Origin of the sequence: Grimontia sp. AD028, assembly GCF_000973155.1 — a bacterium.
GTDB lineage: Bacteria > Pseudomonadota > Gammaproteobacteria > Enterobacterales > Vibrionaceae > Enterovibrio > Enterovibrio indicus.
On sequence record NZ_LASY01000157.1, the window covers coordinates 1 to 19,989 of the forward strand.

15 protein-coding genes are annotated in these 19,989 nt (G+C 51.3%); 3 read left to right on the top strand and 12 right to left on the bottom strand.

What is annotated here, in order from left to right; genetic code table 11:
- The coding region (locus RN22_RS23170) for a globin family protein (protein WP_231590960.1) at positions 1 to 489 on the top strand (489 nt) is incomplete at its 5' end.
- Here RN22_RS23170 and RN22_RS23175 read toward each other — a convergent pair.
- The 5 genes from RN22_RS23175 to RN22_RS23195 all read right to left on the bottom strand — a co-directional run bounded on the left by RN22_RS23175 (position 486) and on the right by RN22_RS23195 (position 7,086).
- On the bottom strand, positions 486 to 1,166 hold the full coding sequence (locus RN22_RS23175; protein ID WP_046308189.1) for an SOS response-associated peptidase family protein: 681 nt from the start codon (positions 1,164 to 1,166) through the stop codon (positions 486 to 488). The two genes, RN22_RS23170 and RN22_RS23175, sit on opposite strands and share 4 nt — an antisense overlap.
- 106 nt (positions 1,167 to 1,272) lie before the next feature.
- A complete protein-coding gene (gene torA, locus RN22_RS23180) occupies positions 1,273 to 3,750 on the bottom strand; it encodes a trimethylamine-N-oxide reductase TorA (RefSeq protein ID WP_046308191.1) in 2,478 nt (825 codons plus the stop codon).
- A gap of 13 nt (positions 3,751 to 3,763) precedes the next feature.
- A complete protein-coding gene (gene torC / locus RN22_RS23185) occupies positions 3,764 to 4,942 on the bottom strand; it encodes a pentaheme c-type cytochrome TorC (RefSeq protein WP_046308193.1) in 1,179 nt (392 codons plus the stop codon).
- 41 nt (positions 4,943 to 4,983) lie between these two features.
- Positions 4,984 to 5,163 (bottom strand): periplasmic nitrate reductase, NapE protein, encoded by a 180-nt coding sequence (locus tag RN22_RS23190; RefSeq protein WP_046308195.1) that lies wholly within the window; start codon positions 5,161 to 5,163, stop codon positions 4,984 to 4,986.
- 219 nt (positions 5,164 to 5,382) lie between these two features.
- Positions 5,383 to 7,086, bottom strand: a complete 1,704-nt coding sequence (locus tag RN22_RS23195; RefSeq protein WP_046308196.1) for a PAS domain S-box protein — start codon at positions 7,084 to 7,086, stop codon at positions 5,383 to 5,385.
- 250 nt (positions 7,087 to 7,336) lie between these two features.
- Here RN22_RS23195 and RN22_RS23200 point away from each other — a divergent pair, with 250 nt between their 5' ends.
- Positions 7,337 to 8,953 carry an alpha-amylase family glycosyl hydrolase gene (locus RN22_RS23200; protein WP_046308197.1) on the top strand — a complete coding sequence of 539 codons (1,617 nt, stop codon included), beginning with the start codon at positions 7,337 to 7,339 and terminating at the stop codon, positions 8,951 to 8,953.
- A 168-nt stretch (positions 8,954 to 9,121) separates the two neighbouring features.
- Entirely contained in the window at positions 9,122 to 10,663 is a 1,542-nt protein-coding gene (locus RN22_RS23205; RefSeq protein ID WP_046308198.1) for a glutamate synthase-related protein, read from the top strand.
- Between the two features lie 77 nt (positions 10,664 to 10,740).
- On the opposite strand, the gene RN22_RS23210 is transcribed toward RN22_RS23205, so the two are convergent.
- The 7 genes from RN22_RS23210 to RN22_RS23240 form a co-directional block, all read right to left on the bottom strand.
- Complete coding sequence (locus tag RN22_RS23210; protein WP_046308199.1) at positions 10,741 to 11,874, bottom strand: ABC transporter ATP-binding protein; 1,134 nt, start codon at positions 11,872 to 11,874, stop codon at positions 10,741 to 10,743.
- A gap of 17 nt (positions 11,875 to 11,891) precedes the next feature.
- Positions 11,892 to 13,514, bottom strand: coding sequence for an alpha-glucosidase (locus tag RN22_RS23215; RefSeq protein ID WP_046308200.1), 1,623 nt, complete (start codon positions 13,512 to 13,514; stop codon positions 11,892 to 11,894).
- 8 nt (positions 13,515 to 13,522) lie between these two features.
- Positions 13,523 to 14,353: a carbohydrate ABC transporter permease gene (locus RN22_RS23220; RefSeq protein WP_002542581.1), complete on the bottom strand. Its 831-nt coding sequence runs from the start codon at positions 14,351 to 14,353 to the stop codon at positions 13,523 to 13,525.
- 1 nt (position 14,354) lies between these two features.
- Positions 14,355 to 15,275, bottom strand: a complete 921-nt coding sequence (locus tag RN22_RS23225) for a carbohydrate ABC transporter permease (RefSeq protein ID WP_046308201.1) — start codon at positions 15,273 to 15,275, stop codon at positions 14,355 to 14,357.
- A 60-nt stretch (positions 15,276 to 15,335) separates the two neighbouring features.
- Positions 15,336 to 16,598, bottom strand: a complete 1,263-nt coding sequence (locus RN22_RS23230) for an ABC transporter substrate-binding protein (RefSeq protein WP_046308202.1) — start codon at positions 16,596 to 16,598, stop codon at positions 15,336 to 15,338.
- A 29-nt stretch (positions 16,599 to 16,627) separates the two neighbouring features.
- Positions 16,628 to 16,987 (bottom strand): hypothetical protein, encoded by a 360-nt coding sequence (locus RN22_RS23235; protein ID WP_231590961.1) that lies wholly within the window; start codon positions 16,985 to 16,987, stop codon positions 16,628 to 16,630.
- Positions 16,988 to 17,401: 414 nt separating this feature from the next.
- Positions 17,402 to 19,384, bottom strand: a complete 1,983-nt coding sequence (locus RN22_RS23240; protein WP_002542585.1) for a replication initiator protein RctB domain-containing protein — start codon at positions 19,382 to 19,384, stop codon at positions 17,402 to 17,404.
- Positions 19,385 to 19,989: the final 605 nt, after the last annotated feature.

Genomic DNA, 19,989 nt, shown 5'->3' on the forward strand with positions numbered 1-19,989 from the left:
TCTGCCTTGCATAAAATCCCAACAAACTGCTGCAAAAATCATCACCAAAGGTCAACAGACCCTGGGGATACTGCAATGTCGCTAACACAACAACAAATCACACTGATCCAAACCAGTTTTAGCAAGGTGGAACCTATTTCTCTCAAAGCTGCAGAGATTTTTTATGACACCTTATTCTCTTACGATCCTTCCCTTAAAAGACTCTTTAAAGGGGACATTAAACAACAGGGCAGAAAACTGATGGCGATGCTCCATGCCGCGGTCAATGGGCTGAACGATCTTGAGTCTTTGGTGCCTGTGTTGCATCAATTAGCGCAACGTCATGAAGGCTACGGGGTAAAGAAAAGTCATTTTACGCCGGTCGGCAATGCCTTACTGCATACCCTTAAAGTCGGTCTGGGCGATGAATATACGCCAGAAGTTCGCGCCGCTTGGGTGGCCTTGCTCCACGTCGTTGCAGATACCATGAAATCAAAAATGGCGGCCTAGTCAGCTGCCAATAACACGCTCTCGCCTATCGGGTTCCGCTTAGACGCTTTTTCTATCGGCGTCACCTTCAATGGCAGCGGTAATTGCGGTGAGAGCAGTGCTTCCAATTCCCCGACATTCACTGCGGGACTCCCCAACCATTTTCTCTGAATATCCGGGTCGGGCGGCAGTATCAAAGGTATCGACTTCGCATGGTAAGGCGCGATTTTAGGGTGTGGCGGCAAAGTAACGATTGAGCATGACAGGACTTCTTCTCCGGTTCTCCCATCAATCCAGCGCCGGAACAAACCGCCAAACGCTATGGCACTCCCGACAGGCTCCATCGCATAGGCATTGCCTTGTTGGGTTTCGACAAAACCTGACGCTGGAATAATGCAGCGCGTCTGGCGAAAAGCGTCAAAACCCGCGCTACCTTTGACATTGAGTTTATCGCTACGGGTATTGAAGCTGGCGTATTTGGTGAGTGGGCGAATGCGTCCGTCCTCATGGTGCATCAGCAGCCACCAGCAGGCTTCTTTCAATACCGTCTCTTTCCCATTCGATAAGACAATACTGACCGTTTCGGTGGGTGCAATGTCGTTACTTACCCTAATCGGAAGTTGGCCTAAATCTACGCCCAAGCTATCCAACAGCGCATGCATATAAGGATCATCAGTGACGTTAAAGCGTCCGCACATTGCATATCCTTTACCTTTCAATACTCAATAAAGTGTATACAAGGGTCAGATTGCACCCAAAAAAAGAGCCGCAATTGCGGCTCTCAAGACAGTTTTGATCCGAGATTTACAACGAGACGATCTCTGGGCCAGAGAACGCATTCACCGCTGGCGCCTCGCCTTTGAATTTCTCGTAGTCCACCAAACAAGTGTATGCACTACAAGCCTGTGCAAGCTCAGAGGTACCGACATCCAGCGTCACCGTATTTGGGTCACCATAGGTGTCAATCGCACCAATTTCGGAGCCTGTCGGGCCATACCACGCCCCTTCCTGAATACGGATAACACCCGGTGGGTAATCGTCCGATACCACGGCGCCGGCAATCAGCTGACCACGGTCGTTAAACACGCGGATCAGATCGCCATCTTTCACGCCACGCGCTTTGGCATCTTCAGGGTTGATGTAGGCAGGCTCTCGACCCTGCACTGTGTAGGTTTCACGCAGTGCGGGCGATTCACACATCTGTGAGTGCAGACGTTTGTCTGGGTGACATGATTGCAACCACATCGGGAATTTCTCTGACCCCGGACCACCGTGAGAACGCTCGGCTTTCTCAAACCACATTGGGTGTTCCTGACAATACTCGTAACCAAATCCGCCGATTTTGCGGCTGGTGATTTCGATAAAGCCAGAAGGCGTACCTAATGGGTTGAGCTCAGGATCTTCACGGAACAATGCGTGACGGACAAAAGTGCTGCCCTTACCAAAGCCGACATAGCCATCCTTCCAGAAGGTTTCAAAGTCAGGCATTTCAAAGTTGCCTTTGTTGGCTGTCACACACTCGTTGTAGAGCTTCTCAACCCACTGCATCTCAGTCATTTCCTGCGCGTACTCTTTGTCTTTATTCAGACCAAAACGAGCAGTCAAACCCTTGAAAATCTCAAAGTCTGTGCGGGATTGATAGAGTGGATCCACCAGCTTGTGCATAGCAAGTACACCCGTCGCTGAATACGCACCGTAGAGGTCGATATCGTTACGCTCAAACTGGGTACAGGCTGGCAACACAATGTCAGAGAAGCGGCAGGTCGCTGTCCACGCAAAGTCGATGGTGATGGCCGTTTCAATGTTGTGGTAGGCCTTCTTCATCCGGTTGTGATCCTGATGGTGATGCCATGGGTTGTTACCACTCACCACAACCATCTTGATCGGCGGCAATTTCACTTTGCTGCCGTTGTAGTTGATCACTTTACCCGGCTCTTCAATCGCCTCTATCCATCGCGCCACCGGAATGGTGCTCGCATAGCCTTTGAAGTCACTGTTGTTGTATTTCGGCTCCATGCCAGGGTCGAGGTTTCGAGGGAAACCACCAGGACCAGCAGCGCCTGTCGCTGGCTCACCAATACCGCTGTAGTGATGCGCGTAAGAAACACCTGCGCCCGGAAGGCCAATACCGCCGAGCATACTCGCCAGTACTGCCCCCATCCAATAAGGCTGCTCACCGTGTTGCTGGCGCTGCACACACCAGCCGAACATCAATTGCGTGCGCTCACTCGCCAACATGCGGGCAAATTCGCGAATACGATCAGCTTCTACGCCGCATATTTTGGATGCCCATTCCGGCGTTTTTTCGACTTTGTCTTTGGTTTTACCCATAACGTAATCGATAAAAGGTTCAAAGCCGAGGCAGTAAATCTTGATGAATTCTTTGTCGTACAAATCTTCTGTGTAAAGGGTGTGCGCCAGTGCCAGCATGAAAGGCACATCGGTTTGAGGATTGATGTACTGATGCTCACAGCCAAGGAATTTCTGGGTCTTGCTGACCACAGGATCAACCGAGATCACCTTGATATCACCGCTGGCAACTTTGTCTTTGAGTTGATCGAAGTAGCCGTACACATCATGGGTTGGACACTGCCAGCCAACCTGAGCGTTTTTCACCGGATCGTTCGCCCAAATCACAATCTGCTTGGCATTATCCAACACCAACTGCCACGAGGTTTGCTGCGCGTATACTTCGGTTGAACCCAGCACGTAAGGCATGATGGTTTGTCCGGCACCTGTCGAATAATCCCCGATTTTCTTCACGAAGAAGCCGTGCATCGCCATCGCGCGCTGCATGTGAGTCGTACAGCTGTGGAACTGACCTGTCTGACGCCAGCCGGTTTGTCCTGCCAGCACGCCTGATGGACCATAAGTCTTCTGCACACGCTCAAGTTCGCTATAGAAGAGATCAAGCGCCTGATCCCATGTCACGCGAACAAAACGGTTATCACCGCGTGTGGTGTTCCAGCCTTCGGCACGTTTCAACCAATCAAGGCGCACCATGGGGTAGCGCACACGGGATGGGTTATAAATCAGGCCTTTCACCCCTTCCAACATTTCAGTCGGGTGTTTGTCATGGCTGAACGCAACCACCTCGGCGACTTCACCGCCGACGATACGGGCGCGGAATGCGCCCCAGTGAGAACCAGAGGTGCGCCAAGTGCCCTCCAGCAGTTCTGAATTGGCATGTGCGTCTGTAGCAACGAGAAGGCTGGGACCAATGACAGCCGTTGCACTGACAGACAACATGCCTTTAAGGAAAGTTCGTCTATTGATTGTCATGCTGTTATCCCTCTCAGTGTTCTACAAAGGTGCTGGAATGTTTCTGCAGGTACTTGAGCACCAAAGCCTGAGTTGCCTGATCAAAGTTAACAAAGCCCATCATGCCGTCGAACATGCCCGGCCAGGTGTTGGCATCAAAGTGCGCCACATCAGGCTGGGTATGACACAAGCTACAGTTGGTGTCGTAAGCCTGTTTTGCTTCCGTCCAGATTGGATCGATACTGTCAAGGAAGTCAGCTTTTTTCACCCAAAGATCTACCTCCACGCGCTGCCAGGTCAGGCCGGTTAGGTCGTCTTCTTTGGTTTCAAAAGTGCGGATATCGGTCTGGCTTTGTGCCACTTCTTTCGATAAGGCGGCGGAGGCAATATTCAGGCCAAAGTCTTCGTAAATCACACGACCAAAACCTTTCATCTTACGCCAGCCAGTGAGGGTGACTTTCGCCGCGCTGTCGTTCTCTTCAAGAATGGTCACCATAGAAGCAGGCTCGAGCACACCACCATCTTGTTGCAGGCCTTCATCAACATACATTTCCAGGAAATTGATGCTGTAAATCGGCGCACCTTTGTTGAAGTCTGTGCTGTGAGAACGGGAAATCAACTTACCGATCAAGCCACCGGTTGAATCCATTTCCGCTGGCAGTTCGTGAGCGATCCCTTTGTGGCAGTCGATACAGCTTTGGTCGGTTTGCGCCGCGTGCTGCATTTGGAAGCGCGACGTTGGCCTCATCTTGTCAAACTGCATGCTGGCGTAATTGTGGCAGGCCTTACACTCTTTCGAGCCATTGGCACTGAACCTCGCCCATTCATGCTGTGCCAGCTCCAGCCGCTTATCGAGAAACTTCTCCCGCGTGCCAATCACGCCGAAGACCTGGGCAAATACCTCTTTACTGGCCTGCATCTTACGGGCAATTTTATCGGTCCAGTTGTGCGGAACGTGACAGTCAGGACAAGTGGCACGCACACCGGAACGGTTAGACCAGTGGACAGTTTTCTGCAGCTCAGGGTATACGTTGTCACGCATGGAGTGACAGGAAATACAGAACTGCTCAGTGTTGGTCAGCTCCAGTGCGGTATTGAAACCACCCCAGAAGATCACCCCAGCAATAAAGCCCCCGAGCGTCAAAGTCCCGAGACTGATTTTGGTAGCAGGACGCCGCAGGGTCGCCCAAAGTTTTCTAAGAAATTCTTTCATGATTGTGTGCTCTTGATTGGGTCAGTGTATGTGCATCGCTGTTAGCCGTGACCCGGAGGGCCAAAAAAGAACACCTGACTCATCCAGATGAGAAAACCATATCCACCAATCAATACCACGCTGAGAATGGGGAACAGGAAGACGGCGATAAAGAAGAAAGCACGCCACTCAAACGTCCCTTTCTCGCCTTCCTGAACAATATCTGTTTCGCTTTTTTCCATGACGTTGTCCTCGCTTTTCCAGCTTCTTTTTATATGCCGAGCCGGAATTGAAAATGTGCTCCCCACAAGTCTAGGAGAGCATCGCTTTTCGCGTGTCTCTTTATTGACTCACTGAACAACACAAAGTCTTTGAATACAGTACGCTAGAGGGTATATGCGGTAGGAAGGAAAACTATTTCATTGTTAAGACTGGGGACAAGTTGTCCCCAGTCTTGAGTTTTACTGGCCTGTGGCCACTTTGAGGACTTCTGAAAGTTCGGTAAGCAGCTTTTGCGTATCGTCAGACAGACGGTTGATTTCACTGGTCGATTCCGAAGAACGGGTCGCGAGTTGACGCACCTCATCGGCGACCACGGCGAAACCTCGGCCATGTTCGCCAGCACGCGCTGCCTCGATTGCCGCATTCAGTGCGAGCAGGTTGGTTTGCTCGGAAATGCCGTCGATGACTTTAGCAATATTGGAAATCTCTGAGCTGGATTTCGCCACCCCATCCATGATTTCGCCCATGCCATCACGTTGCTGAACCTGAGCCGTCACATCTTTCACGAAAGCGGTGTACATGGTTTTGCCGTCAATCTTCACTTTGGAAAGAGACAAAAGGCCATGATAGACCTGCCCATCTTTACGGTGGATGGGCACTTCCCGGCTCGAACCGACAATTTTATCTTTACCTGTGACGCGGTTTGAATTCACGAGCGCATCATGGTTAGACTGAATTTCTGGCGGCACCAGTAACTTCACATTCTGACCAATCACTTCTTCCGACGAATAGCCCCAAAGCAACTCTGCCGCCGGATTAAAGAAGGTCACGATGTTGTTTTCATCGATGGTCACCACCGCATCCAATGCCTGTGACAAAGTCTGGTTGATAGATTCCTGCGCCATACGTTGGGCGGAAATATCTCGTACGAAGGCGGTATAACCGATATTGCCCCCGATATCGACTTTGGAGAGCGAGAAGTTCACCCAGATCCGGCTGCCATCTTTTCGCTGCATTTCCAACTCGCGCGCATTACCGACGATTTTGTCGTTGCCGGTACGGCGGTTGGTGTTGACGTAGTTATCATGGTTGGCCTGAAACTCATCTGGCACCAGCATGCGCACGTTATTGCCGACCACTTCATCCGCCGAATAACCCCATAGCTCCTCTGCAGCAGGGTTGAAGAAGGTCACGTTATTGTCGGCATCTATACTGACCACAGCATCAATAGCCTGACGAAGTACCTGCTCGGTTTCCTCACTGGCAAGCTTCTCTTTGGTGATGTCACGGGCAAACGCGGTATAACCCACTTCGCCCCCGACTTCGACACGCGACAGGGAGAGATTCGCCCAAATCCGGCTACCATCACGGCGCTCTAACTCGATATCCCGGCTCGTACCAACAATGATGTCAACACGGCTCTGACGGTTGGTGTTCACGTAGGTATCGTGAAACTGCTGGATTTCCTTTGGCACCAACATCTTCACGTTTTTTCCAACAACTTCATCTGCGCTGTATCCCCAAAGGGCTTCTGCTGCAGGGTTCATGTAGGTGACATTGTTCTGACCATCAATTGACACCACCGCATTCACAGATTGCTCCAGCATTTGCTCGTTGCGCTGACGTTCACCGTATTCCTTGGAAATATCTTTAACAAAAACCGATAAGCCCTTGCCGCCAGACACTGCAATTTCGGAGACATTCACTTCCACCCAAGCTTGACCATTGAGCTGGGTTTGAAATGAACCTGCATTCAGGCTTCCAAGATTGAATGAGGAGATATCTTTCCCCTTCGCATCTTTTGCAGACATATTGAAAAGCCGTTCTGCCGCTGCGTTGATGTAGCTCACACGGTTTTTACTGTCTGTGTAAAGCACTGCATCGTTGGCTTTGTCCAGTACTTGCTTGATGACGCTGTCGTTGCTGTTTCCGAAAAGTCCCATGTCTCTGTCCTACCTTGAGTATTGGAAGTCAAAAGCTCACATTTGTGACTAATACTCAAATCTTAGACATCGTTAGAGATAACCCCAAATATACAAAGTTTGTTTTTGCAACTTGGTGATAATTAAGTGCTAATGAAAACTCGTGGATTGAGACGCCGTATTTACAGTGTAAAGCAAGATAACACCCTAAAAGCCCGACAAATTGCACTACGCTGAAAGGGTTAACCCGTTAAGGAATAAAACAAAAACAATGAAACCCAGCGCATCACCTATTCTCTATCACATTTATGTGCGTAGCTTTTATGACAGCAACGGTGATGGCATCGGCGATCTGCAGGGCATCATCGACAAACTAGACTATTTTGACTGGCTGGGTGTTGATGGCATATTGCTTTCCCCTGTCTTTGAATCTCCCCTTAGCGACTTTGGCTACGACATCACCAGCCTTCGCGGACTCAACACCGAGTACGGTGACATGGAGACATTCACCAAGTTAGTAGCGGAAGCCAAAAACCGTGGGCTTTCCGTGATGCTGGATTTTGTCGCCAACCATACATCCAGCAAGCACCCATGGTTTATTGAAAGCAGTGCCAGCGCAACCTCCGCAAAGGCGGACTGGTATATTTGGGCACCAGCGAAAACCGATGGCACACCGCCAAATAACTGGCTGACCATATTCGGAGAATCTGCTTGGCGTTGGCACCCCACGCGCGGGCAATACTATTTGCACAACACGTTAAGCAACCAACCTGACCTCAATTACCGCAATCCCGACGTGGTGAGAGAACTCAATAAAAGCGTGCGGTTTTGGTTAGATACCGGGGTAAGTGGCCTGCGCTTGGATTCTGTGAACCTGTTTCTTCATGACGATAAGCTTCGCAACAACCCGCCCCGACATTTGGGCTGGCAGGATGACGCCCGTACCGATCCCTATCGTTACCAGAGCCAGCGATATAACATCAGCCGACCGGAAAACATTCACCTGCTCAAGCAACTTCGGGTGATTGCTGATGGTTACGACGATAAAAAGTGGCTACTGGGTTCTTTGAGTGATCCCTCTCCATACGCGGTAATTGACCGCTACACCAGTGAAGGTGACGCCCTGGATGCAGCCAATGTGTTCGAGTCGCTGAGTCTTTGCCACAGTGTTGGACAGGTGGGTGAGCAGCTCGATGATTTTATGAAGTCGGTGCATCCCGGCATAGGCTGCTGGAGCACGGGAAACCACGATATTGCCAGAACCGTCAGTCGCTGGCAGGACGCCAACAATCAGCCAGAGGCTGCAAAATTACTCCTGACTATGCTGATGTCGCTGCAAGGGGTGATCAGTCTGTTTCAGGGCGAAGAGCTGGGATTGCCAGAGTCCGATGTCCCTCCTTCTCTACGCAGGGATTTATTCGGTAAGCAGGTAATCGCCAATTATGTGGGTCGCGACGGATGCCGCACACCAATGCCCTGGCTAAGTGAGTCGGAAAACCTCGGCTTCAGCGCATCAGCTCCTTGGTTGCCAGCCGATCCGACGCATTCAGAATATGCCATCGATAAACAGCAACAGGATGAAAGCTCTGTGTTGCACTTTACCCGTGCCTTGCTTCATTGGCGCAAACAACATGTCGCCATGCAGCATGGTGCTTGCCGCGTGCTGGCCTACAACCAGACGCTGATGGTGCTGGAACGCCACCATGAGGAGCAAACCCTCATCATTGCACTCAATGCCTCAAACAACGAGGCAACTGTCAGGCTCAACCTGCCTTCTCCTGCAAAATCTCTTGCTCTCCCACACATGGCCGATGCCATGCCCGAAAACCGTGGCGTACTGAAGCTTCTCCCTTGGCAAGCTTGGGTCGGCGAGCTTAATCGTAGCTAACTAATTTAGGTTTGCCTCAACCTTGTTGCGCGTTAGGCATTGAAAAACAGGCCATACTTACCCGTGATGATCTTGACAATGATTAAAAAACTAGGACTTCGCTCTCGTAACAGAAGCCTTATATGTCGTTGAGATCTTCAAATGCAATGTCGCTTAAAGGAGTAAGTCATGACAGACCCTGTTGTATCCAATAACAAACCTATTAAAGTCGAGCTCGAAAAAGGTAAAGAATATTACTACTGCCGCTGCGGACGCTCGAAGAAACAGCCCTATTGTGACGGCTCCCATGCCGGGACGGAGTTTACGCCTCTGGCCTATAAGGCAGACAAAGATGGCGAAGCTTGGTTTTGCGCCTGTAAACACACCGGAAATGAGCCTTTCTGCGATGGCACCCATACCCGCTATGCAGATACGGATGTCGGAAAAGAAATGCCGCCGGTTCAAAGAGAAAGCGCTTCCCCCTCGCCAAAGGCGACCAAGGAAGAGCCTTACGTTGAGCTGATCCACCAGCTCGCAAAAGAAGGACTGGAAAAGTTTGGCCACCACGGGCCGATGACCTCCATGGGCGTGCCACGCTACCAACTCCCAACCTGGGACGATATCCAGATCATGGTGGCACAAATGGCAACGAAACCACTCTTGGATGACGCATCTGTCGGCACCGAACTTATCGTTGGTCCACGTGCGAAAAAGCCACTGAAACTCGACACCCCGCTGTTTGTGTCAGACATGAGTTTTGGTGCGCTGTCAGAAGAAGCCAAAGTTGCGCTGGCAACCGGTGCGGAAAAAGCAGGTACAGGCATTTGTTCGGGCGAAGGCGGCATGCTGCCTGAAGAACACGCAGCGAACAGCCACTATTTCTATGAACTGGCAAGTGCCAAATTTGGTTTTGAGCTTTCCAAAGTGCGCGATGTTCAGGCCTTCCATTTCAAAGGTGGTCAGGGGGCGAAAACCGGTACAGGTGGTCACCTGCCGGGCATTAAAAACCATGGCAAGATTTCTCAGGTGCGCGGTATTCCAGAAGGGAAAGATGCGATTTCGCCATCCACCTTCCCTGATTTGAAAACGCCTGCGGATTTTGCACGCATCGCTGACGAAGTGCGCCGTGAAAGCGGCGGCATTCCTATCGGTTTTAAACTGAGTGCCAACCATATTGAAGCCGATATCGGTTTTGCGCTGGATGCAGGCGCTGATTACATCATTCTGGATGGACGAGGTGGCGGCACAGGTGCAGCGCCGACATTATTCCGGGATCATATCAGTGTGCCAACCATTCCGGCGCTGGCCCGCGCAAGACGCTTCCTCGATGCACAAGGTGTGAATGACGTTACCTTGATCATTACTGGCGGGCTTCGCGTGCCGAGTGACTTTGTGAAAGCGTTGGCTCTGGGTGCGGACGGCATTGCCCTCTCCAACAGTGCGATGCAAGCGATTGGTTGTGTCGGGGCGCGCATGTGTAATTCCAACATGTGTCCGGCGGGTATTGCGACGCAAGATCCAGAACTTCGCAAGCGTCTGAATGTGGAGGCGGCTTCCGAGCGACTCTACAACTTCTTCACCGCATCAACCCATCTGATGCAGGTGATGGCACGCGCTTGTGGCCACGATCATCTGAGTAAATTCACTCACAGCGATCTGGCGACTTTCAATAAGGAAATGGCGGAGCTTTCCGGTATTCACTACTCCGGTACGGGCCCTTCAACGCTCTGATCCGATTCCATTGAGCAAAGAAAAGAGGCAGGACTAAATGTCCTGCCTCTTTCGCGTTTTAAGCCTCTATCCGGCTATTACGGCGTCACGACCAGTGACGGTTTGGTTTCGCCCACCACAGAGCGTTTGAAGGCCTTTCCGTCGCGATCAAACAGGTGGCAATAATCCGCAGGAAACTCAATACAACGTTTATCACCTGCACGGATATTGGTTTGCCCTTCGGTGCGAATCACCACTGGCTCAGCACTTTGCGGGGTGTTGAAGTACATCAGGCATTCATTACCTAACTGCTCGACAACACTCAACTCCACACCACCTTCCTGGATCGCATCTTTCTCGCCGAAACGAATATGCTCAGGACGGATCCCTATCACGCAAGGATCGCCGACGCTGGCACCGATCGTGTTGGCTGAGACTTCCACTTCCTGACCACGGTGGATCTGAACGCGGGTCGTCATCTCACCGGTTTCCACGATATCCGCCGTCAGAAAGTTCATCTTCGGTGAGCCGATGAAGCCGGCCACAAACGTATTCGCTGGGTGGTTGTATAGCTCAAGCGGAGAACCCACCTGCTCAACACGGCCAGCATCCAGCACCACGATCTTGGTCGCGAGTGTCATCGCTTCCACCTGATCGTGAGTCACGTAGATCATGGTTGCGCCAAGACGTTCGTGCAGACGGGCGATTTCCATGCGCATTTGTACGCGAAGCGACGCATCCAGATTCGACAATGGCTCATCGAACAGGAAGACTTTTGGCTCCCGCACAATTGCACGGCCGATCGCCACACGCTGACGCTGACCACCGGAAAGCTCTTTCGGCTTGCGTTCCAGCAATGGTTCCAGTTGCAGCGCCGCTGCTACTTCGCGCACTTTCTCGTCCACGGTTTTGGCTTCTGTTTTCGCCAGTTGCAAGCCAAACGCCATGTTCTCGTAAACCGTCATGTGCGGATACAGGGCGTAAGACTGGAACACCATGCCGATACCACGCTCCGGTGGCGGCAGATCGTTACAGACCTGACCATCAATCTTCAGATCGCCCGTGGTGATATCTTCAAGACCTGCGATCAATCGAAGCAGGGTCGACTTACCACAGCCTGACGGGCCAACGAACACCACAAAGTCGCCTTTGTCGATGTGAAGATCCACATCCTTGGTGACATGTACCTTGCCAAACTTCTTGTTAACTTTATTTAAAATGACCTCAGCCATATTGCGTCCTTACCCTGTTATGTCGTTGCAAATGCCGCCTGATACGGCGGGAGGGTGACCGATCCATTTTCCAGCCTGAATGCAAATCCATGACCTTCCAGCGCCTGCCAGTTTCCTTCCGGCAGGGAAATAGTCATGTCTGAATCGGACAGGTTAAAGGCCACCAGCAGACGTTGCTCGTCGTTGTAGCGGACGAATCTGAGCCCCTGCGCATTGGACTGCACATCACTCAACTCGCCATCCACCAGCGCGGCGAACTGCCTACGCCAGCGAAGGTAAGTGCGGTAATGAGCCAGCATGCTGTCGCTTTGCTGCTCTTGCTTATCCACCGCCAGCGCGTTGTGGCGTGGGTCAACGGGCAGCCAAGGTTCTGCAGAGCTGAAGCCTGCGTTACCTTCATCACCGACCCAAGGCATTGGGGTTCGGCATCCGTCCCGGCCTTTGTATTCCGGCCAGAAAGGAATCCCATAAGGGTCCTGAATTTTCTCAAACGGTATATCCGCTTCAGGCAATCCAAGCTCTTCCCCCTGATACAGACAGACACTGCCGCGAAGCGAGGTGACCAAAGCCAACAACACTTTGCCGTAAGCCACTTGGTCTGCTTCTTCTGCCCCCCAACGGGTGATACAACGCACCACGTCGTGGTTTGACAGCGCCCAACACGCCCAGCCATCGTTGATGGCCCCTTCGATTTTCTCAATCACGGACGCCAGGTAATCCGGCTTGCGGTGAATGTTGAGCAAATCAAAGGTGTAAGCCATGTGCAGCTTGTCGTTGTCTGCCGTGTACTGAGCCATCAGTGCCAGTGGGTTATCGTCGCCGATCTCCCCAACAGTGGTGATGTCATCGTACTGATCGAGCAATGCACGCAGCTTTTTCAGAAAACCAAGGTTTTCCGGCTGCGAAATGTCGTACTGATGTTTTTGCATTGAATACGGGTTGGTTCCCGGCACGCCGAGCGATTTACTGTCTCCTGCCGACAACCCAGGGTTGTCACGCAACTGACGGTCATGCATGTAGAAATTGACCGTATCGAGACGGAAACCGTCGACGCCCAAATCGAGCCAGAATTTCACGGTATCCAACAGGTGTTCCACGACCTCTGGGTTGTGGAAGTTCAAGTCAGGCTGGCTGACGAGGAAGTTGTGCAGATAATACTGCTGACGTCGGCTTTCCCACTGCCAGGCACAGCCACCAAAAATGGAGAGCCAGTTGTTTGGTGGTGTGCCGTCAGGCTTCGGATCAGCCCAGACATACCAGTCGGATTTCGGGTTGTCGCGGCTCACGCGGCTTTCCTGAAACCAGGCATGTTCATCCGAGGTATGGCTGAGAACCTGATCGATCATCACTTTCAGACCCAGATCGTGCGCTACCTGCACCAGCTGCTTAAAGTCATCCAGTGTGCCGAACAGCGGATCGACGTCGCGGTAATCGGATACGTCGTAGCCGAAGTCTTTCATGGGCGATGTAAAAAAGGGCGACAGCCAGATGGCGTCTACGCCAAGCGCCGCCACATAAGGCAATTGCTGAGTGATCCCCGGCAAATCACCGATCCCATCCTGATTGGCATCGTAAAAGCTGCGTGGGTAGATTTGGTAAATAACCGCGCCGCGCCACCAGGTTGATTCTTGTTGTTTCATGTTTCTGATTATCCCTTAACTGCACCGGCGGTGAGGCCGGAGACGATTCGACGTTGGAAGACCAGCACCATAACGATGAGCGGCACAGTCACAATGACGGAAGCCGCCATGATGGTGCCCCACGGCAGTTCGTATTGACCAGCACCGGAAATCAGTGCGATCGCCACAGGAACCGTGCGTTGCTCATTGGTCAGGGTGAAAGTCAGGGCAAAGAGGAACTCGTTCCACGCGGCGATAAACGCCAGCAGACCTGTGGTCACCAATGCTGGCCATAGCAGCGGCATCAACACTTTGGTGATGATCTGCCACGGGGTTGCGCCATCCACAATCGCAGCTTCTTCCAGTTCAAGAGGGAGTTGCTGCATGAAGGTGGTCAGCACCCAAACCGTAAACGGCAGCGTGAAGATCATGTAGGCGAGCGCCAGACCCGGCATGGAGTTGTAAAGCCCAAACGCGCGAATGAGCTCAAACAAACCGGACAGTACCGCCACCTGTGGGAACATCGATACCCCAAGGATTGTCAGCAGCACGATATTGCGGCCGCGGAAACGGATACGTCCCAACGCATAGGACGCCGTCACACCCAGCAGCAGCGAAATGGCCACCACAACGGTCGACACCAGCACCGAGTTCAAGAGGTTGCGTTCAAACACCCCACCGGAAAACACCGAAGCGTAATTGCTCCAGTCAAACGATGATGGCAAATACTCCACCTGAAACAGTGCTGAACCAGACTTAAAGGAGGTCACGATGGCGTAGTAAAACGGGAACACCGAGAACACGACAATCACAGCAACCAAGAGGTAGAAGCCTACCTGCAAATACCATTTCTTCGACATATCAGTTGCCCTCATTCATGCTTTTACGCCCAACGTAGAGATAGGCAATGGTGCAGAGCGCGACGATCAGGAACAGCAGCGTGGAAGCGGCTGAGCCATAACCGACATCCTGGAAGTCCACGAGGTTCTGTCTTGCATACACAGACATCGACATGGTGGCCTCGTTGGAAGGCGTGAGCACATAGATAAGGTCGAATACCCTGAGCGCATCAAGGGCACGGAATACCACAGCAACCATAACGGCAGGCATGATGAGTGGCAGGGTGACTTTGAAGAAGACTTTGACCGGATGGATACCGTCAATCTTGGCGGCTTCGTAGCAATCAGATGGCAGCATCTGCAAGGCAGCGAGCACCAGCAGGGCCATAAACGGTGTGGTCTTCCACACGTCTACCGCGATCACCACATTGAGCGAAAGATCAGAATCCGCCGTCCAGGCGAGTGGCGCAGCAATCAACCCTAAGGTCATCAGAAAGTCATTGATGATCCCGAACTGATCATGAAGCATCCAACCCCACATTTTGGCGGAGACAATCGTTGGGATAGCCCACGGTACCAGTACCGCGGCACGAACCAATCCCTGCCCTTTGAACTTGGTATTGAGCACCAGAGCGACCACGATCCCGAATACTGTCTCCAGGCTCACAGACACGATGGAGAAATACAGGGTATTCCACACCGCCTGCCACCAGGTGGGATCAAACAAGATGCCGTAAAATTCGCCGTCTTCGTAGATAAAGTAGTTATCGAAGCCAATGAATTCCGCTACCCCACTGCCATCCAAAGTGGCATTGGTCATACTGAACCAGAAGGTTCTCAGTAACGGCCACCCTGCCACCATGGCAAGGGTGATCATCATAGGCGTCAGAAACCACCAGGCGGCGCGAACGCGCTTACGCGTGAGTGCGCTGGTCTGTTCCATACAATTTTCCTCTGGAAGCGGCTGTCAGGCGTTTAGGGAGCCTGACAGCCAGATCAACACTTACCAACGACCGTTGCGACTGATGCGCTTAAGATCTTTGTTGAGTTTGGTCAGCGCAGCATCCGCATCTTTGTTGCCGGAGAGCACGCTGTGTGTTGCGTTCCAGAAGGCGTTAGAAACCTGATTGTACTTGGCGCCGGTTGCCGTTGATGGACGCGGCGTACCGTTAGCAAAGGTATTGTAGAGACTGCCAAAGAAAGGAACGGCTGTAAGCACTTCTTTGTCTTCGTACAAGGCTTCAATCGTAGGGTTATAAGAGCCTTTGATCGCGCGGCGTTTCTGCTCTTCAAACGAAGTCAGATGCATCACGAGATCTGCGGCAAGCTCAGGATTTGCAGAGTATTTGGAAACTGCCAGCTGCCAGCCCCCCAAGGTACCGGCATGGCTGCCATCTTCGCCGCCTTTAGGTAGCGCCACGACGCCGATTTTGCCTTTCACTGGAGAATCTGCGCTGTTACCAAGCGACCAGGCATATGGCCAGTTACGCATGAAGACCGCGTTCCCAGTCTGGAACACGCCGCGCGCTTCTTCTTCACCGTAGTTCAGAACGCCCGGAGGAGAGATGGTATCAACCCAGCCAGCCGCTGTGGTCAGTGCTTTCTTGGCGTTATCATTGTTGATGGTGACCTTACCGTTTTCATCAACGATAGTGCCGCCATTGTACGAGGCCACCCACTCAAGCGCATCACAGGTCAGGCCCTCATAAGCGCGGCCCTGCCACACAAAGCCCCACATTTTGTCGTTGCCTGCTTCACGCTCACCTTTTTGAATTTTCTCTGCTGTTGCAGTGAGTTGATCCCAGGTGGTGGGTGGCTGCTCTTTATATTTTTCAAGTAAGTCAGTGCGGTAGTAAAGCACACCGGCATCGGTAAACCATGGCATGGCAACCAAACGGTCTTTCACTGTATTGTTGGAGACGATCGCCGGGAAATGCGCCTGCTCAGCGCCATTTGAATATTCTTTCAGATCGATAAAGTGATTGCCGAGGATCCCCGGCCAGATGACGTCAATCTGAAACACATCAATGTCTTTGGCACCGGCAGCAAGCAGCTGTTGGTAGAGTGCCAGACGTTCGGTGGTAGAGTTGGGGGTGGTGACGATCTTGACGGTGTGGCCCGTTTCCTCCTCCCACGCAGCAACGCCTTCCTGACAAAGTTCCAGCTCCTGTCCGACAGCACCGCAGGAAATGGAAATGGTTTCAGCATAAGCATTTACGCTTAGCAAGCTTGAAGCAACAACGGCTCCGAAGATAGCACGTTTCATGGATAACTCCCTGTCGCGTCACCCCGGCTTTACCCGTGTTTTTCTCCCCGCCAGCGAGAGGTCGGCACTTCCAATTCATTTGGGTTAGCAGAAGGCGCGGCGTCATTGGACGAAGAGAAATCCGGGTAGGATTTTCGACCAATCAACCATCCAACAGGAACAGAGGTGTACAGTGAGTTATCGAGTAATACGCGCTGTGTTGTCGACGTGTCGCCCTGTGACAGGGCTTTGTCAGATCGCTCGGCGATTTTCAGAACCTGATGCCAGTTTTCAAAACCCTGCAGGCGTGCGACCACATCCAGCGCTTGCATGTGAGAACACTGCAATTGGCGCTTTTGCATTTTGGCCTGTCGCTTGAAGGCTTTGATGTCTGAATCAGTCAGGATCATGGATGTCACTGTGTTCCCTTAGGATCATTGACCGGTGAAAATACGCACGCAACGGCCCACTCGTAGCCCGCATCCCTTCCGGGTGACAACCAATTTCTTAGAAGTATTTTAGGAAGTAGATATTGCGTTAGCTTTGCCATCGTGGGCGGCCAGCCGATATCTGCGGCAGTTAGATAAACGCTAGCATTGCGATTACATATTTGCAACATGTGGAAATGTGACTGACCGTGCATTACCGACATCTGCCGAAATGCTGGACAAAAAAAACGAGCCAGAAGGCTCGTCAAAGGGTTAGCAAATCAATGCATCGGGCGAACCCAGATGCCAATAGGACAAAGGTATCTATTCGTAGATAATCCTAGACGGCATCGAAGGTTGGCATGTCAGAATTTTGTCAATAAAGGGTGAATTTTTCTATACACCCGACGCAACTTCGTCCAAAACAGCAAGCACAGCACTGTCTAAATGACCGTCATAAACTTGACGACAAACCTTGCGTCGCACTGCAAGGCCAGAGATCAAGCGCTCGATAGACAGGTGTTTATCTTGCTGCTGGCTGTTGTAGAACTCGATCGTTTTACTCAATGTTTCGTAAGAGAGGATGTCGCCGTCTACGCGCAAATAATCAAGCTTATCCATGTAGGACTGGCACTCTTCTGCGATAGTGGCCGCGGGGTGTCCTGTCATGGCGGACAACGCCGTAATGCCGCGTTGCATCGCTTCCTGTGACGTGTACTTCGACAAGGTGATCGTCAACTCATCGGCATTGATTTCCACCAGGTGCTTACGCAACTTCACGCGTCGACCCAAACGGCCGCCACGCTTTTCCTTACGCTGGATAGGCTCAAACTCGCCATCAATGATCTCGGAAAGCTGATCAAGGTCCTGCTTCGGCAAGATCTCATTACGCAGCGGGTTTGGCATGGTCGGCGCAAGCGATCGTTTCCCTTCGTTGTAGGTCTTGGCACGGGAGAAACGGATCACTTCATCCACGTTGCACTTGATGTCAATGCGATAGTCCGGATGCTTCTTGTCGTCATCCAACCGGTAAAGCGTCAGGTGATAACCATACAGATTTACGGCAAACACGCCGTCGGCGATCGTTTCCTTCTTCGCCATCTTACGAAGCTCACGGATCAGATCACTCGAAAAACGCCGCCATTCGATGTTTCTCGCCATTTTCTGGTTCAAGTCGCTCAATGTCATGGAATCTTCCAATCGACGCGACATACGGCTTCTGAAGAGGCTGTAGAGCTGGAATACCAGGGTATGCTGGCGCAAAATCTCTGGCGGGAACAGGAAGAAGTAATCACGGGTCATCAATTCTTCAAAAAACGATGGCTCCCAAACCATGATATAGAGATTCGGTTTGATGCGGATCTCACCATCCTCCCCTTCCCTTGGTGCTTCTTCCGATGCGGTGATCGTGCGGGCGATAAACCGGAAGCGATCACTCTTGAAACCTTCTGGCATGTTTTCGCTAAGCCAACGCCCGGTCAATTCGTGAAGTTGAAAATCGGTAAATTCAATACGATCAATACTTTCCCGAATGGAATCACGGGCCGGTCCGCTGTCTTTCTTTCCGCGCAAAGAAAGGATATCCGTGATGTAAACCGGTGTTTTGTTACCCACTTTCTGGGTTTGCAATTCATAACTTGGCAAATGGTGATCGTGGTACTGCACCGTTAGGGTAAACAGCGCAAACAAGGTCATCAGATCGTCCACTGTCATGATCGATTTAGAGGATCGTGTCTCGATGATCGCTTTGGTGCCACTGATCGCCACCATAGATTTCTGGTAGCTTTTCTTGGTACGTGGGGGCGCCAAAGCCTGATCGATAATACCTGCCCAGCTGGTGGGAGAAATCAGGATCTGATCTTTTTCATCAGGCATGGTTGGCGGGGTGCCAAGACCGTGTTCATGCAGTAACTGCTTGTTCACGTGGTTTTGTGCCAACGCTTTGGAGCGCTTTTGTTTTGCGATGACTTTGGTTTTTTCGGATTGAAGGCCTGCAGAGCCCAAGACAGAAATCAGCTGGCTAGGGTTTACAAAGCGGTGCAGCATGGTTTTACCCGCAAGACCTTCTTCAAAGCGTACGCCCTGTTGGGTAAACAGACCAATCTGCACAGCGGCGCGCAGTCTTTGCTGTATAGCTGCACGGGTAAGTTGGCCATCTGTTGCTTCAACCAATTCTGTGGTTGAAACCAGACCATCTTTCGAAGAAAAGCCGCGCAATGAAATGAGGTTGAGTAGTTCCAGAATACTTTTGGTGACACCTCTGAAGTGTTCATACTGTGGAAGCCAATCTACCAGTTGGCCGTGAACTTCAAACAGGTGACCGTCTTTGTGGGATCGAGGGGCTGTGATCAATATTTTTTCAGAGGGACTTGAGGCCATTCGCCACAGCTCCTTGTTAAGCCAATGTGTTATAAGAATACAGATGCCCGTAATTACGCCATCTTTCCGAAAAGATTAAAAGAAAAAATGAAAGAAAGAAAGATCTTTTTGTAGAGGCTTTTAAACTGATCTTTTTGATTTAAATAGATCTAATTGATTATATGATCTTATGATCCGGGCAAGGAGATGGCCGTAACACACTGTTATTATTGAATATAAATTTCAATCCTCTCGAAACGATGATCAGGGTATCCTTGGAAAGATGATCAATAAAGCATTGAAAGCATGATCATTATAAGGCCGAAACGATGATCATCAATGAATCGAAAGTGTGATCATCGAATGTCCAAAAGCATGATCATGGTACTTTCACAACTTATCCACAGCGGTTTTTCCATACATGGTGAAAACTCGCTGTTTTGAACATTCCTATCCCCCTATTCTATTCGGAAAAATGATCAGGGGAGCGTGTTTTCGACATCGTTTTGTCCCAATTTACGTGTTCAGCACTGATATTGCGTCCCCCGCATACTGGGTATCTGTTCAGTTGAACTGACATTAGACGTATTTTAGCCGTTCCTATATATGTGTCCGGTAGTCGAAAC

Bases quoted from the DNA above. Each gene is read 5' to 3' on its own strand.
- RN22_RS23175 (WP_046308189.1), bottom strand. From the start codon at position 1,166: ATGTGCGGACGCTTTAACGTCACTGATGATCCTTATATGCATGCGCTG.
- torA (WP_046308191.1), bottom strand. From the start codon at position 3,750: ATGACAATCAATAGACGAACTTTCCTTAAAGGCATGTTGTCTGTCAGT.
- torC (WP_046308193.1), bottom strand. From the start codon at position 4,942: ATGAAAGAATTTCTTAGAAAACTTTGGGCGACCCTGCGGCGTCCTGCT.
- RN22_RS23190 (WP_046308195.1), bottom strand. From the start codon at position 5,163: ATGGAAAAAAGCGAAACAGATATTGTTCAGGAAGGCGAGAAAGGGACG.
- RN22_RS23195 (WP_046308196.1), bottom strand. From the start codon at position 7,086: ATGGGACTTTTCGGAAACAGCAACGACAGCGTCATCAAGCAAGTACTG.
- RN22_RS23200 (WP_046308197.1), top strand. From the start codon at position 7,337: ATGAAACCCAGCGCATCACCTATTCTCTATCACATTTATGTGCGTAGC.
- RN22_RS23205 (WP_046308198.1), top strand. From the start codon at position 9,122: ATGACAGACCCTGTTGTATCCAATAACAAACCTATTAAAGTCGAGCTC.
- RN22_RS23210 (WP_046308199.1), bottom strand. From the start codon at position 11,874: ATGGCTGAGGTCATTTTAAATAAAGTTAACAAGAAGTTTGGCAAGGTA.
- RN22_RS23215 (WP_046308200.1), bottom strand. From the start codon at position 13,514: ATGAAACAACAAGAATCAACCTGGTGGCGCGGCGCGGTTATTTACCAA.
- RN22_RS23220 (WP_002542581.1), bottom strand. From the start codon at position 14,353: ATGTCGAAGAAATGGTATTTGCAGGTAGGCTTCTACCTCTTGGTTGCT.
- RN22_RS23225 (WP_046308201.1), bottom strand. From the start codon at position 15,275: ATGGAACAGACCAGCGCACTCACGCGTAAGCGCGTTCGCGCCGCCTGG.
- RN22_RS23230 (WP_046308202.1), bottom strand. From the start codon at position 16,598: ATGAAACGTGCTATCTTCGGAGCCGTTGTTGCTTCAAGCTTGCTAAGC.
- RN22_RS23235 (WP_231590961.1), bottom strand. From the start codon at position 16,987: ATGATCCTGACTGATTCAGACATCAAAGCCTTCAAGCGACAGGCCAAA.
- RN22_RS23240 (WP_002542585.1), bottom strand. From the start codon at position 19,384: ATGGCCTCAAGTCCCTCTGAAAAAATATTGATCACAGCCCCTCGATCC.